Source organism: Arthrobacter sp. NPDC057013 (genome assembly GCF_042674585.1).
Classification (GTDB): Bacteria; Actinomycetota; Actinomycetes; order Actinomycetales; family Micrococcaceae; genus Arthrobacter.
In genome coordinates, this window is the sequence record NZ_JBHUSE010000001.1 from 92300 (window position 1) to 106089 (window position 13790).

A 13790-nucleotide genomic window follows, 5' to 3' on the forward strand; every position below is an offset into this window, starting at 1 on the left:
CGGCAGGATACGTTCAGGCAGGACGGCTAAACTTGGACAGTGGCTTTTCTGAAATACTCCCTGATCCGGTTTGCGATCTTCCTGCCCCTGTTTGTGCTGTTCGTCTTCCTGCAGCTGGGGTGGTTCCTGGCCGTCATCTGCGCGGGGCTGATTTCCTTCGCCATCAGCTACCTCTTCTTCCAGAAGCAGCGCGATGACGCGACGGCGTCACTGCATGCCCGCTTCTCCGGCCGCGCCAAGCCCATCCGCACCGCCGGGGAAATCGATGACGCCCTGGCCGAAGACCATCTCGTCGACACGAACCCGGACATCACCATCCGCAACGACATCAAGAAGCGCGAACCCCGCGGCGGCGACGCTTAGGCTTTGCAGCCCGCTGCCTACAGCCCGGTACTCAGCACGAGCCCCAGCGAGAACAGCACGGCGTAGCCGAGGTTGATCAGGCCCGTCTGCTTCAGCACCGGGATGAGGCTCTTGCGCTTCCGTCCGTTGATCATGAGCCACGCCGGCATCAGGCAGGCCGGGATCAGCAGCAACACGATCAGCATCCAAGGCCGCGTGGGAGCCAAAATCACCACAAGCAGGATGGCCACCGCCAGCATCAGCACGTAGCTCTCGCGGGCGTGCTTGTCGCCCAGCCGCACCGCCAGGGTTTTCTTTCCGGCCTGGATGTCTGACGGGATATCCCGGACGTTGTTGGCCATGAGCAGGGCGCACGCGATCAGGCCCGTGCCGATGGCGCCGATGACGGCAGGCAGGCCGATCTGCCCCGCCTGCGTATACGTGGTGCCGAGCGTGGCCACGAGCCCAAAGAACACGAACACGAACACGTCGCCCAGGCCCATGTAGCCGTACGGGTTCTTTCCGCCGGTGTAGCCCCAGGCCGCCATCACGCAGCCCACGCCCACCAGCAGCAGCCACCAGGTCTGGGTGATGAGGACCAGAGCCAGCCCCACGAGCATCGCCAGGCCGAAGGCGCCGAACGCGGCGTACTTCACATGTTCGGGTCGGGCTGCACCGGAGCCGACCAGCCGCAGCGGCCCGACCCGGTTCTCGTCCGTCCCGCGGATCCCGTCCGAGTAGTCGTTGGCGTAGTTGACGCCGACCTGCAGCAGCAGCGCCACGAGGGCTGCCAGGACGGCATTGAGCGGGAGGAAGGAACCCATCTCATAGGCCGCTGCCGAGCCGATCAGGACAGGGGCGATCGCGGCCGGCAGGGTGCGGAGCCGGGCGCCTTGGATCCATTGAGCGGCTGTTGCCACGGTAAGTACCTCGTGTTGGGTCGGTGATACGTTCAAAAACCTTGGCGTGCGGTGGGCACGCGGAAGCCGCAGCGGCGCGGCAGGACTACTCTATTTTCCCTGATGGAGCGCGTTGAGCCGTTCAATCATGGCCAGGCGGTCCGGCTTCCCGTTTGGCAGCATGATCAGCTCGCCGGCCGGAAGGACGGTCTTGGGGGCCAGCAGCCCCAGCGTGCGGTGCCATTCCTCGGCCCACGCCGCCCCGTCCAGGGCAGCACCATCGGGTCCGGAAGCGGTCCCGGCCACTGCCACATAGGCGGCCACGGCCTGGCCCCATTTCGCGGACTCGACGCCGGCCACAAAAGCCGCCGTCACGCCGTCGGACTTTTCCAGCTCAGCCTGCACGTGCGCGGCGGAGACTTTGACGCCGCCGGTGATGATGACGTCGTCGGCGCGGCCCAGCACGGTGAGCCGGCCGTCGGCGTCGAGGGTGCCGAGGTCGTTGGTCCGGTACCAGCGGCTGCCGTCCTCCTCGACGAAGGCCTCGGCGGTCTGCCGCGCCGCCCCCAGATAGCCGGCCGCGAGCGTGGAACCGCCCAGGTGGATCCGGCCATCGTCGGCGAGCCGCAGGGCCACGCCCTCGAGCGGAAAGCCGTCGTACACGCAGCCGCCGCAGGTTTCCGCGGCGCCGTAGGTGGTGACCACCCTGAGGCCGGCGTCGCGTGCGGATTCGAGGAGCTCGGCAGAGGCCGGGGCGCCGCCGAGCAGGATGCCGTTGAAGCGTCGCAGCACGGCGAGTGTGTCCGCCGACGGGTCAGCGAGCAGACGCTGCAGCTGGGCGGGCACCAGCGACGTGAAGCGGATCTTGTCCGTCAGCTCCAGCGCGGCCGCGGTGAAGGCATCGGCGGTGAAGCCCCCGGACAGGTCCATGGCCCAGGGCCGGGTGCCGGCGAACAGCGACCGGACCAGCACCTGGACGCCGGCCACGTACTGCAGCGGCAGGGCCAGCAGCCATTGGCCCTCACCCTTGAGCGCGAAGGCGGTGGCCATCGACGACGCCGCCAGCGCGTCCACCGTCAGGACCGTCGCCTTGGGCGTACCCGTGGACCCGGACGTGCGGACCACCACGACGGCGTCCTCGAACCCGGGGGTCGGGACAGGTGTCACCACCGGTTCGCCGTCGGGGCCGGCGGAAAGTTCGACGGCGGGACCCTCACCGTGGAGGGCGGCCGCCAGCGCCTTGAGTGCCGGCTCGATATTCACTGCGTGCGCCTGCGCTGTGCGGACATAAGATGCACGGACCTGGGGAGCATGGGGTGCCTTCCGACGAGTGCGGGCTTAGAAGTAGTACGGGAACTTCGACCAGTCGGGGTCGCGTTTTTGCAGGAAGGCTTCCTTGCCCTCCACGGCCTCGTCCGTCATGTATGCCAAACGGGTGGCTTCGCCGGCGAACACCTGCTGGCCGGCCAGTCCGTCGTCGGCGAGGTTGAACGCGAACTTGAGCATCCTGATGGCCTGCGGGGACTGCCGGGCGATGTCCGCGGCGTATTCCAGGGCCACTTCCTCGAGGCGCTCGTGGTCCACGGCCTCGTTCACGGCCCCCATCCGGACCATGTCCTCCGCGGAATATTCGCGCGCGAGGAAGAAGATCTCCCGGGCGGCTTTCTGGCCGATCTGCCGGGCCAGCAGCGCGGAGCCGTAGCCGGCGTCGAAACTGCCCACCGTGGCGTCCGTCTGCTTGAACTTGCCGAACTGGCGGGAGGCGATGGTCAGGTCGGAGACAACGTGCAGGGAGTGCCCGCCGCCGGCCGCCCAGCCGTTGACGACGGCGATGACCACCTTGGGCATGGTCCGCATGAGCCGCTGGACCTCCAAAATGTGGAGCCGGCCGGCACGGGCGGGGTCGATCGTTTCCTGTGTCTCGCCGTCGGCGTAGCGGTACCCGTCGCGGCCGCGGATCCGCTGGTCGCCGCCGGAGCAGAACGAGTGGCCGCCGTCCTTGGGGGAGGGGCCGTTGCCGGTCAGCAGCACGGTGGCCACGTCCGGGGTCATCCGGGCATGGTCCATGGCACGGTAGAGCTCGTCCACGGTCCCCGGGCGGAAGGCGTTGCGGACCTCCGGACGGTTGAACGCGATGCGGACGGTGGGCAGGTCCCGGGTCACGGAGCCGTCGTCGGACCGCTCCACCTGCCGGTGGTACGTCAGGTCCTGGAAGTCGTCGAAGCCGGACACGGTGCGCCAGCGGGACGGGTCAAAGACGTCGGAAACCTTGGCGGGGAAATCGTTGCTCACCGTCCAAGTCTAGTAATCGGCTCAGCTGATGCAGAACTCGTTGCCCTCGGGGTCGGCCATGGTGTGCCATTCGTGCGGGCCCTGGCTGGCCGTCCAGAGGAAGGTGGCGCCGCGGGCTTCCAGTTCGGCGCGGACGTCATCCTTGTCCCGGCCATCCAGCCGGACGTCCCAGTGCACCCGGTTCTTGATGGTCTTCTGCTCCGGCACGGTCTGGAACAGCAGGCGCCGGGCGGGTGCCTTGGCGTCGATTTCCTCGGTGGGCCGGATCGCCGCACCGTCCTTCCACACGAGCCTGCCGTTGTGCGTCGTGGTCTGATCTTCGGTGGCGAAGCCCTGGCTGATCATGGACCGGATGAAGCCCTCGTCCTGCGGCTCCACGGACCAGTCCAGCGTTTCGGCCCACCAGTCCGCGAGGTCGTGCGGGTGGTGGCAGTCGATGGCGATCTGAATGTTGAGTCCCATGGCACCAAGCTACGACGCCGGCGCCGCCTCCGGATAGGGGCCGGGTCGGTGACTCTACGTCTGGGCCCGCTGCAACTGGTCCAGCAGTTCGGGCGGGATGGTGTAGAGGAAGACCGCGGCCAGCAGGTTCTTCGTGGCATGGACGAAGTAGGAGAACATCAGGTTCTTCCCCGTCCACACGTAGACAAACACCAGGGTGCCGCCCATGGCCAGGTACGGCATGAGCGCGGGGAGGGTGAGGGCTTCCTGGCCTACGATGTGCAGGGCAGCGAAGAACAACACGGACAGTCCGCAGCAGATCCAGATGTTGACGCGCCGGCTCAGCTTGCCGATCAGCAGGTGCCGGAACACGTACTCCTCCACGAACGGGCCCACCACGACAATCAGCGGCACCATCAGCCAGGCCGGCACCTGCCGCATGAGCGCCTGCAGCCCGGCCTGGTTGGCGGACGTCTCAGTGGTCCCGCCGACGGCCACCAGGATGGCGGTGACAATCATCATCGCGACGACGGCCAGTGGCACCATCGCGAGCGTGAACCAGGGCCGCGTGGCAAGCACTTTGAGGTCCCGGGACACCACGCCGCGGGCGGCAAACAGCGCCAGGGCGCCGACGCAGCCATAGAACAGAAGGTTAACGCCGTAGGAGGCGACGGCCGGCGTCGGGGCCAGTGCCCGGGGGAGCGGCAGGATCAGCTCCCCGGCCAGCGCGAAGAAGGCGGCGACGGCCACGTAAAGCCCCACGGCGGTGAGGTCCAGTGGCGAAAACCGGTAGAGTTCCGGCCGCGGAGCTGGAAGCATGCGTCTGGTGTTCACCATGCTTCCAGCCTAGTGCGCCACGCGCCCGCGGGCGGACTCGCGCGAACCCGACGGCGGTCCTCACCTTGACGGGGCCACCCGCCGCCGGGCACGCTTGACCCATGAAGTCCTAACCACGACGCCGGCACCGTCCGGCGTCGGCCATGTTCCGGCCGGTATCCAGTCACCTGGATCTGTCGACCAAGGCCCCGTTGAGCGTATGCACCGAGAGTTACGCATTGGGCTCCGGGGCCGCGCTTTTGACTGCGAGGACTTCCCATGACTGAACCACATTTCCGCACCGAACAGCTGCACCTGTCCGGTGTCACCCACGGCTACGGCGACCGCGAACTCTTCGCCGGCGTCGAACTGGTGATCGCCGCGGGAGAGCACGCCGCCGTCGTGGGTGAGAACGGTGCCGGCAAATCCACCCTGCTCCGGATCCTGGCGGGAATCGAGGCGCCCGCAGAAGGCACCGCCCGACGGCATGGCCGGGTGGGCTACCTGGCGCAGACCTCCGGACTCTCCGCCCGGCTGACCGTGGCCGATGCCGTCGACGATGCGCTCCGCGCACTGCGGGAGATGGAAGCCGAGCTGGAACGGCTGGAGGACGGCCTGGCATCGGCCGGGCCGGCCGAGCTGGAGACCTACGGAAACCTGCAGACCCAGTACCAGCTGCGCGAGGGCTACGCGGCCGAATCCCGTGTCGAGGCGGCGCTGGACCGGCTGGGCCTGGGCGGAGTGGACCGCGCCCGGACGTTGGGGTCGCTGTCCGGCGGGGAGCAGGAGCGCGTCGCGCTGGCCTGCCTGCTGGCCGATCCCGCGGACATCCTGCTCCTGGACGAGCCCACCAACCACCTCGACGCCAACGGTACGGCCTGGCTCGAGGGCCGCCTCGCAGCGCACCGGGGAGCCGTGGTGGTGGTCTCGCACGACCGCGTGCTGCTCCGGAAGGTCGCCGCCACCGTCATCGAGGTCGACGCCGAGCGGCGCACGGTGAACCGCTACGGCAACGGCTACGACGGTTACCTGAAGGAGAAACGGGCAGAACGCCAGCGCTGGGTTCAGCAGTACCACGGCTGGCTCGACGCCATGGCGGCCGAGCGGCGGCAGGCGGACACCGTGGCCGGCCGGATGGGCTATGCCCGCCGGCGCGACAACGACAAGGCCGCCTTCGACTTCAAGACCGGAACCTGGGAGCGCGCCGCCGCCAGCAAGATCCGCAACGCCCAGGAGCGGCTGCGCCGCCTGGAGGACAACCCGGTGGAGCGCCCGCCGGAACGCCTGAAGCTCGACGCCGGCCTCGACGGCGGGTTGAACGGCAGGCAGAACAGCGGCCCGGAAGGAGGGGGCGACAGCGGGTCCGGGGCCGCCGCCGGCTCCCGCGGCAGCGCTGTCGGCAGCACCGGCGTCGGGACTTCGGGGAACGGGCGCGGGGAAGCAGTCGAAGGGGTCCTGTGCGCCCGCAGCACCCGGGTGCCTGGACGGCTGGACGTCCCGGAGTTCCGTGTGGACCGGGGGCAGAAAATCCTCATCACCGGTCCCAATGGGGCCGGGAAGTCCACATTGCTCTCGGTCCTGGCGGGAACGCTCGAGCCGGCCGCGGGCCACGTGGTGCGCCACGGCCGGATCGGCTATCTGCAGCAGGAGCTGGAACTGCCAGCGTATCCAAATCTGCGGCTGCTGCCGGCCTTTGCCGCCGGGCTCGGCGGGAACATCGACGACCACGCCGAGGCGCTGCTGCGGCTGGGCCTCTTCCGCACCAGCGAATTCCATGTTCCGGTGGGCGCCCTCTCGGCAGGACAGCAGCGCAGGCTCGCACTCGCACGGCTGCTGCTCGGCCACAAGGACATCATGCTCCTCGACGAACCCAGCAACCATCTGGCCCCCGCGCTCGTGGAGGAGCTGGAGTCGGCGCTCGCGGAGTTCGACGGAACAGTGGTGATGGTCAGCCACGACCGGGCGCTTGGTGAGTGGTTCGACGCGTGCGCGGACCGGTCCCGTGGCCGGGCCGGGGAAGGTGCTTCCGGGAGATGGCTCCGGTACACCATGGCGGACGGCATGCTCGAGCCGGTGGCGCAGCCGGCCTGAGCCGGCGAAGCAGCCGGCCCCAGCCCGTCCAGGAGACGAAAAATCCCAGGCCCGGCGGGTTGCCGGGCCTGGGATTTTCGATGTGGAAAGCTACCGGAACAGGGCGCCGTACGTTCCCATGATGATCCGGTCGCCGGGCCTGGACTTCCTGATGTAATCCACCACGGCCCAGTCGTCGAGTGAGATGCAGCCCGCCGTCGGGACTTTATTCATGTGCAGGAAGATGGCGAAGCCGGCGTCCTGGATGATGTTGGGCCGGTTGTAGTTGATCACCACGCCCTGGCGGTAGTCATGCGTGGCGCGGGTGGCGAAATACCACATGTTCTCGTCCCAGCCCACCCACGAGGAGGACTCGAAGTACTTGTTGTACGTCGCGGTCCAGGGGTTGCCGCCCCACCGGGACCCGGGGTTCAGCGTCCGGTAGGGGAGCGCCGTTCCCGGATTGCCCAGCCCGAAGGCCTCCGTCACCGAGTACGAACCTGTGGGCGAGTACAGGTAGCGGGTGGGGCCTGAGGGGACGCCCGGCGCCTTGAAGCCGGAGGCGCCTACATAGCCGTCGGTCCGCCAGTCCTGCACGTATGTTCCGGCCATCCGGACGCAGTAGACGTTGGTGGCATACGACTGGCCGTAGCCCTGGGTGAACGTGAGCAGCACCCGGTTGGCGCCGTAGGTGGAGTACCGGGACCGACCGTTGTTCAGCTTCTGGCACTCGGTGATTCCGTATGCCCGGGTACCGCCGGCTTTGGTGTAGCCGATGAAGCCGCGCTGGAACGGCTGGATGCACTGGTCGCCGGCGCACCGTTCGTTCGACGTCGGGTAGCCCAGCCAGCCGCCCGCTCCGCCGTTGGCGGCAAATCGCTGGGCGATACCGGCCCGGACGATCCAGGCCGGCGTCAGCGGAGACCAGTAGATGGTGCCGCCCTGGAACCGCTGGATGCACCCGCCGGCGGCCTGCCCGCAGGCCTCGTTGGCCAGTGGATAACCCAGGGAGCTCCGGTTCCCGCCGGTGAGGATGTAGCGGGCGCCGATGCCGCCGCGCGCGATCCAGGCACCGGTGGCAGGCGACCAGTAGATGCTGCCGCCCTGGAACCGCTGCAGGCAGCCGCCTGCAACCTGGCCGCAGGCCTCCGTGGTGGTGGGGTAGCCCAGGACGCCGTTCTGCGCGCCGGCGGCACGCCAGCGGGAGCCGATGCCGCCGCGGATCACCTGGCCTCCGGTCTGCGGCGACCAGTAGATGGTGCCGTTGTCGAAGACCTGCGAGCAGCCCCCGCTTTTCAGGCCGCAGGTTTCACCGGCCGACGGCAGGCCCAGCACCGACTCGGCACCCGATGCTGCCCAGCGGCTGCCGATCCCCGTCCCGGTAGAAAAGTTGAGGAAACGGGTTCCGGTCCAGATGATCACCTTTCCGGTGGAAAATTTCTGCAGGGACCGTGACCCCAGGACGATTTCATCGCCGATGGGGTAGCCGAAGGCTGCGAGGCCGCCGCCCGCTGTCCACTGCGGGCCGGTGCGGCCGGAGGACAGCAGGACCGGATGGGCGCCCGACTTGGACGTCCAGTAGATCGAACCCCCGGCGAAGGTCTGCACGCAGAGCCCGGCCGAGCACTGCTCGTTCGACGTCGGATCGCCGAGCGCGCCGCCCGCTCCGCCAAGGCTCCGCCACTTGGCGCCGATGGCGCCGGCGGTGACAAATTCGGGATCAGGATCTGTGATGGCGGGGTCCGGTGCAGGATCTGTGATGGCAGGGTCCGTGACAGCCGGATCAGTAACGGCCGGGTCTGTGACAGACGCGTCCGACGGCGGCTCCGGGGCCGCTGGGTCCGGCACCGGATCGGTGGCCGGCGCAGTCGCCGGCTCAGTCGCCGGGTCGGGAACCGGGTCGCTTGCGGGCGGCGTGGCCGGGTCGGTGGTCCCCGGAGTGGCGCCCGCGGTTTCAGCAGCGGGGGAGGAGGAGTCGGTCGCCTGGCTGGGCGTCCCGGAACCGACCGCGAGGGCGGGAGAGGACGCGAGTGGCCCGGCCGCCAGGCTCAGGAGCAGGGCAGCAGCAAGTATTGGTTTTTTCACGAAGCATCCTCCACCGACACAACCGGTTCGCACGTGCCGGCCTGGCCCGTGGTTTTGGCGAAGTTCTCAGCAGAAACTTCAGCCGATTTCCCTGCCTGGACCGTTTCCGTGATCAGAGCGTGGCCCTGGACAGCGGCGCCGACGGTGACCGCAATGGCCACCGTGTACTTCTTGGCTTTGTCGGACGAGTTGACCAGGGTTCCCTTGAACGTCCACTGGCCGTCCGGACCGGCCGCGCAGGTGTGCTCCTGCAGGGCGTCGATCGCGTTCAGCGATGTGGACACATCGGTGGGGAGGGACGGGGCCGTAGTGGGTGGTGAGGATTCCGCCGGCGGCTGGGACACCGCCGTCGTACTGGTTGCCGATGGTGAAGCGCCGGGGCCGGTTCCGGGAGGGGCTGTGCCCCCGCCGGAACACCCCGAGGCTGCCAGCAGCAGGGCCGCGGGCAGCAGTAGTGCTCTCTTTCTCATAGTCCCCCCTGAAGAATGGCGCGAGTGCCGGCCTCCGCATGAGACGGTGCGGATGCCATGGCCGGGAACGGATCCCCGGCCATGGTGCTCAGAGTAGCCGCAATCCGGGCTCCTGAGGGAGCCTTTTCTCCATTCGAGTTAGTGTTTCGCAACGCCGCGTGGGTGCTTCGTGAATCCCGGGTCCAAAACCGGCCCTGGCCTGCGGAATGTTGCCCGCGTCACGGACTAGCCCGGAAATCTTGTACGATGGACGGGCCGTGCGAACCTTCGATGCTCCACGAGTTTTTGTGCGCATAGGACCTCATGAGGGGCCTGAAGTCGAATTATCTGTGCAAAAACTCCAGGTTTCGGAACCGGCAGCGCCCTACCCAAGGCAACCCCCGACCTACAAGGAACAGTTGTGCCTCAAAGTACCCCCACAGAACTTATGAGCCCGACGGCTCCATCCGCCGCCGTCGACTCGACCCTCAGCGCCGAGGGCTACAAGAAGACCCTGAGCCGGCGCCACGTCACCATGATCGCGATGGGCGGCGCCATCGGCGTTGGCCTGTTTATGGGAGCCGGTGGCCGGCTGGCCTCCACCGGACCCGCGCTGGTCTTCTCGTACGCCATTGCCGGCGTCATCGCTTACCTCCTGATGCGCGCGCTCGGCGAGCTCATCATGTACCGACAGACCTCAGGCTCCTTTGTGAGCTACGCGGGTGAGCTGTTCGGGAAGAAGGGCGCCTACCTGTCCGGCTGGATGTACTTCATCAACTGGGCCATGACCGGCATCGCGGAACTGATCGCGATTGGCCTCTACTTCCAGTTCTTCTTCCCCAACGTCCCCGTGGAGCTGTCCGCCATCGCAGCGCTGGTGCTGCTGGTGGCCGTGAACCTGCTCAGCGTCAAGGCGTTCGGCGAATTCGAATTCTGGGCGTCCTGCCTCAAGGTCGGCGCCATCGTAATCTTCCTGGCTGTGGGCACCTTCATGGTGGTCACCAACGCCAGGGTGGGCGCGGGCCATGCATCGGCAGCCAACCTCTTCGCCGGCGACGGCGGCATGTTCCCCAAGGGCGCGCTGGTGATGATCCTGGTGCTCAACGCCGTCATCTTCGCCTACAACGCCATCGAACTCGTGGGCATCACGGCCGGCGAGATGGAAAATCCGGAACGCGAAGTGCCCAAGGCGATCCGCGCCGTCGTAATCCGCATCGTTGTCTTCTACGTCGGTTCCGTGACCCTGCTGGCCATGCTGCTGCCGTCCGACCAGTACAAGGCAGGCACCTCGCCGTTCGTCACCGTCTTTGGGCAGATGGGGCTGCCGTGGATGGGCGACGTCATGAATATGATCGTCATCACCGCCGCGCTGTCCTCCTGCAACTCGGGCCTGTACTCGATCGGCCGGATCTTCCGCACCATGGCCAACAACGGCCACGCGCCGCAGTGGCTGACCAAGATGTCCAGCCGCCACGTGCCGTACGCCGCCATCCTGGCCATCGCGGCCGTGTACCTCGTGGGCATCCTGCTGAACATCTGGCTGGGCGGCTCGCACGCCTTCGACCTCGCGCTGAACACCGCCTCGATCGGCGTCATCTTCACCTGGGGCTCCATCTTTGCCAGCCAGATCGCGCTGCGCAGGAAGAAGGGCAACGTCTCCAGCCTGCCGATGCCGGGTTCGCCTTGGACCAGCTGGGCCGGGCTTGTGGCGCTGCTGGCCATCACCGTGCTGATCGGCTTCGACACCATGACGGACAAGGCCACGGGCGACGTCTTCCTGCTGGGCCTCTGGACCCTGGCCAGCATCCCGTTCTTCGCCCTGGTGCTGTGGCTGGGCTGGCAGAAGGTCAAGAACAACGAGCCGAAGAGCGAACTCTTCAGCTAGTTTCCTGTATTGATCACACTGTTTTGATCACGACGGCGGGGCCTCCTTTCCGGAGGCCCCGCCGTCGTAGTCAGTCCTTAAGGTGCCGCGCGAAGTGGTCCTCGATCCGGCGCCACGCTTCCGGGGCGGCGGCCGGATCCGGGCCGATGCCCATCACACGCGTCAGCGGGCGCAGTGCACGCGGGCCTTCCTCCTGGTCGTTCAGGAAGGAGTGGCCCGCCGTCGGGAACTCCTTGACATCATGTTCGACGCCGACGGCGTCCAGCGCGGATTCCAGCCTCGCGGCGGCGCCCCGCAGGGTGCGGTCCTGGGCGCCGTAGTTCGCGACGAGCGGGCAGGCGCCGCGGAGCGCCGTCTCGAGGTCGCGGGGGAGCCTGCCGTAGTTCACGGACGCCGCGTCGAAGCCGTCGTTGGCCGCCAACAGCGCGAACCCTCCGCCCATGCAGAAGCCGATGACGCCGGTCCGGCCTGTGCAGAGGGGCGACGCCTTCAGCCAGCTGCGCGCCGCGGCGATGTCGGAGAAGACGCGCCCCTCCCCGGTGATCATGGATTTCATGGTGCCGACCAGGCAGCGGCGCGGGCCGCCGTCGCTGTAGAGATCGACGGCGAGGGTGAGGTAGCCGGCGGCGGCCAGCCGGTCGGCGTGGCGGCGGATCTGGTCGTTGAGGCCGAAAGCCTCGTGGATCATCACGACACCGGGAAAGGGGCCCGCTCCGGCCGGTGTGGCGACGTATCCCCGAAGGTTCCTGGATCCGCCGGCGGCAGCCCCTGTCCCGCCCAGGCCTACGTGCGTCATGGGCTCAGTCTTGCACGGGCCTGCCTTGAGGTCTTTGCCTTGGCCGTCTTCTTTGCGGGGGCGGCAGGTTTACGTGGGCGGCAGGCCCGGCCCCAAAAACGGCGACGCCGGGCTCCCCCCAAGGGAGTCCGGCGTCGCCGTGTGGCGGTGGTGTGTTAATCCCGCTTGAATTCGTCCTTGACGTCTTCGCCGACCTTCTTGGCGTCTGCGACCACCTGGTCCTTCTGGCCCTCTGCCTTCAGGCGGTCGTTATCCGTTGCGTTGCCTGCGGCTTCCTTGGCCTTGCCGCCGAAGTCCTCTGCAGCGTTCTGGATCTTGTCTCCGATACCCATGAGGGGCACCACCTTCCGTTGCCGGTTGATCTGACAAAGCCATTTCAGCCTAACACGAAGCATGCTTACTATTTCAAGCAGGAGCCTAAAAATGTCCGTGCCGCGGATAGGCTCGAAGGATGGATCACAGCCTCAGCCTGAGTCAGCATGTCAACGCCAGTCCGGAGAAAGTCTGGCAGGTGATCTCGGATGTTCCGGGGTCCGCCGCCACGCTGTCCGGGGTCGAGTCCATCCAGATGGTCAGCGAGGGACCGTACGGCGAGGGTACCCGCTGGAAGGAGACGCGGTCCATGATGGGCCGGCGCGAAACTGTGGAAATGTGGGTGTCCCAGGCGGATCCGCCGCACAGCACCACGGTGAAGGCGCTGCAGGGCGGGGCGGACTACACGTCCCGGTTCACGCTGGAGGAGCGGGGCGGCGGGACCGACCTGACCATGACCTTCGGCGCCGAGGTCCTCAGGCCCACCGTATTGAGCCGGCTGATGCTCGCCGTGTTCGGGCGGTTGGGCATGAGCATGACGCGGAAGGCCCTGGCGAGGGACCTGGCCGAAATCGCCGCGAAAGCGGAGCAGCTCTAGTGGCCGGGCGGTCTGCGGGCAAACCCCGGCAGGGTGCTGCCTCGAAGGTCGTGCCGCCCAGGTTGGCACCGGTCACCCTGGAAGGCCTCCGGGATGACGATGCACCGGACTTCAGGCGTGCCGACCGGTATGACGGCATGCGGTACAGCCGAGCGGAAGCCGACGGGCTGGAGCTCAGCGGCATCACCTTCGCCGAGTGCGAATTCGCCGGCGTCTCCTTCAACGACGCCCAGCTGCGCGGCGCCACTTTCCGGGACTGCGTTGTGGCTGAGGCCTTTGCCCCCGTCCTGAACGCGGCCCGGTCCACCATGCACGACGTCGTCTTCAGCAACCCCAGGTGGGGGTCGGCGGAGCTGTACGAGGGCGGTTGGCAGTCGGTGCGGATCGACGGCGGCAAAATCGACTACCTGAACCTGCGGGGCTCCCGGCTGGCAGACGTGCAGATCAGCGACTGCATCATCAGCGAGCTGGACCTGGGCTCCGCCACTGCGGCGCGCGTGGCACTGAAAAACTGCACCGTCGGAAGCCTGGACGTTGCCGGCGCCAAGCTGAAGGACTTCGACCTGCGCGGCACGGATTTCCGGAGCATCAGCGGCCTGGGGAGCCTGGCCGGCGTCGTGATCGACGAGTACCAGCTGGGGCTCCTGGCCCCGCTGCTGGCGGCGCACCTGGGCGTCGTCGTCGCCTGACGTTTGGGAGGTGCGGAGTTTTTTTTCAATTTTGGGGGAGTAGTGGGACGCCCAAAACCGGAAAAATGTAAAAAAAAACCCGACCCATTAAACGGTTGCCGGGGGGGTTAAAAAAA

14 protein-coding genes are annotated in these 13790 nt (G+C 67.5%); 5 read left to right on the top strand and 9 right to left on the bottom strand.

Annotated elements, in window-relative coordinates; genetic code table 11:
• The first annotated feature begins 39 nt into the window (after positions 1–39).
• A complete protein-coding gene (locus tag ACFTSA_RS00435; RefSeq protein ID WP_377948588.1) occupies positions 40–363 on the top strand; it encodes a DUF4229 domain-containing protein in 324 nt (107 codons plus the stop codon).
• A gap of 17 nt (positions 364–380) precedes the next feature.
• Here the strand turns inward: ACFTSA_RS00435 and ACFTSA_RS00440 are convergent, their stop codons facing one another.
• The 5 genes from ACFTSA_RS00440 to ACFTSA_RS00460 all read right to left on the bottom strand — a co-directional run bounded on the left by ACFTSA_RS00440 (position 381) and on the right by ACFTSA_RS00460 (position 4811).
• Positions 381–1262 carry a 1,4-dihydroxy-2-naphthoate polyprenyltransferase gene (locus ACFTSA_RS00440; RefSeq protein WP_377948589.1) on the bottom strand — a complete coding sequence of 294 codons (882 nt, stop codon included), beginning with the start codon at positions 1260–1262 and terminating at the stop codon, positions 381–383.
• 90 nt (positions 1263–1352) lie between these two features.
• The gene (locus ACFTSA_RS00445; RefSeq protein ID WP_377948590.1) at positions 1353–2504 is read right to left on the bottom strand and encodes an AMP-binding protein; all 1152 of its coding nucleotides are present in this window, start codon (positions 2502–2504) and stop codon (positions 1353–1355) included.
• A 75-nt stretch (positions 2505–2579) separates the two neighbouring features.
• A complete protein-coding gene (locus ACFTSA_RS00450; protein WP_377948591.1) occupies positions 2580–3533 on the bottom strand; it encodes a 1,4-dihydroxy-2-naphthoyl-CoA synthase in 954 nt (317 codons plus the stop codon).
• Positions 3534–3554: 21 nt separating this feature from the next.
• Positions 3555–3995, bottom strand: a complete 441-nt coding sequence (locus tag ACFTSA_RS00455; protein WP_377948593.1) for a VOC family protein — start codon at positions 3993–3995, stop codon at positions 3555–3557.
• A 54-nt stretch (positions 3996–4049) separates the two neighbouring features.
• Positions 4050–4811 carry a CPBP family intramembrane glutamic endopeptidase gene (locus ACFTSA_RS00460; protein WP_377948595.1) on the bottom strand — a complete coding sequence of 254 codons (762 nt, stop codon included), beginning with the start codon at positions 4809–4811 and terminating at the stop codon, positions 4050–4052.
• 258 nt (positions 4812–5069) lie between these two features.
• Between ACFTSA_RS00460 and ACFTSA_RS00465 the strand changes: the two genes are divergently transcribed.
• Positions 5070–6881 (top strand): ABC-F family ATP-binding cassette domain-containing protein, encoded by a 1812-nt coding sequence (locus ACFTSA_RS00465; protein WP_377948597.1) that lies wholly within the window; start codon positions 5070–5072, stop codon positions 6879–6881.
• Positions 6882–6971: 90 nt separating this feature from the next.
• On the opposite strand, the gene ACFTSA_RS00470 is transcribed toward ACFTSA_RS00465, so the two are convergent.
• Together ACFTSA_RS00470 and ACFTSA_RS00475 are read right to left on the bottom strand one after the other, a co-directional pair.
• Entirely contained in the window at positions 6972–8945 is a 1974-nt protein-coding gene (locus tag ACFTSA_RS00470) for a hypothetical protein (protein WP_377948598.1), read from the bottom strand.
• Positions 8942–9415 carry a hypothetical protein gene (locus tag ACFTSA_RS00475; RefSeq protein ID WP_377948600.1) on the bottom strand — a complete coding sequence of 158 codons (474 nt, stop codon included), beginning with the start codon at positions 9413–9415 and terminating at the stop codon, positions 8942–8944. The genes ACFTSA_RS00470 and ACFTSA_RS00475 overlap by 4 nt, the downstream gene beginning before the upstream one ends.
• Before the next feature lie 400 nt (positions 9416–9815).
• On the opposite strand from ACFTSA_RS00475, the gene ACFTSA_RS00480 reads away from it, so the two are divergent.
• Positions 9816–11279 (top strand): amino acid permease, encoded by a 1464-nt coding sequence (locus tag ACFTSA_RS00480; protein WP_377948601.1) that lies wholly within the window; start codon positions 9816–9818, stop codon positions 11277–11279.
• A gap of 70 nt (positions 11280–11349) precedes the next feature.
• Here the strand turns inward: ACFTSA_RS00480 and ACFTSA_RS00485 are convergent, their stop codons facing one another.
• The gene (locus ACFTSA_RS00485) at positions 11350–12075 is read right to left on the bottom strand and encodes a dienelactone hydrolase family protein (RefSeq protein WP_377948603.1); all 726 of its coding nucleotides are present in this window, start codon (positions 12073–12075) and stop codon (positions 11350–11352) included.
• Between the two features lie 155 nt (positions 12076–12230).
• On the bottom strand, positions 12231–12407 hold the full coding sequence (locus ACFTSA_RS00490; protein ID WP_003797692.1) for a CsbD family protein: 177 nt from the start codon (positions 12405–12407) through the stop codon (positions 12231–12233).
• Positions 12408–12526: 119 nt separating this feature from the next.
• Between ACFTSA_RS00490 and ACFTSA_RS00495 the strand changes: the two genes are divergently transcribed.
• Positions 12527–12985 (top strand): SRPBCC family protein, encoded by a 459-nt coding sequence (locus ACFTSA_RS00495; RefSeq protein WP_377948606.1) that lies wholly within the window; start codon positions 12527–12529, stop codon positions 12983–12985.
• Positions 12985–13674 (top strand): pentapeptide repeat-containing protein, encoded by a 690-nt coding sequence (locus ACFTSA_RS00500; protein WP_377948608.1) that lies wholly within the window; start codon positions 12985–12987, stop codon positions 13672–13674. The genes ACFTSA_RS00495 and ACFTSA_RS00500 overlap by 1 nt, the downstream gene beginning before the upstream one ends.
• The last annotated feature ends 116 nt before the right edge of the window (positions 13675–13790 follow it).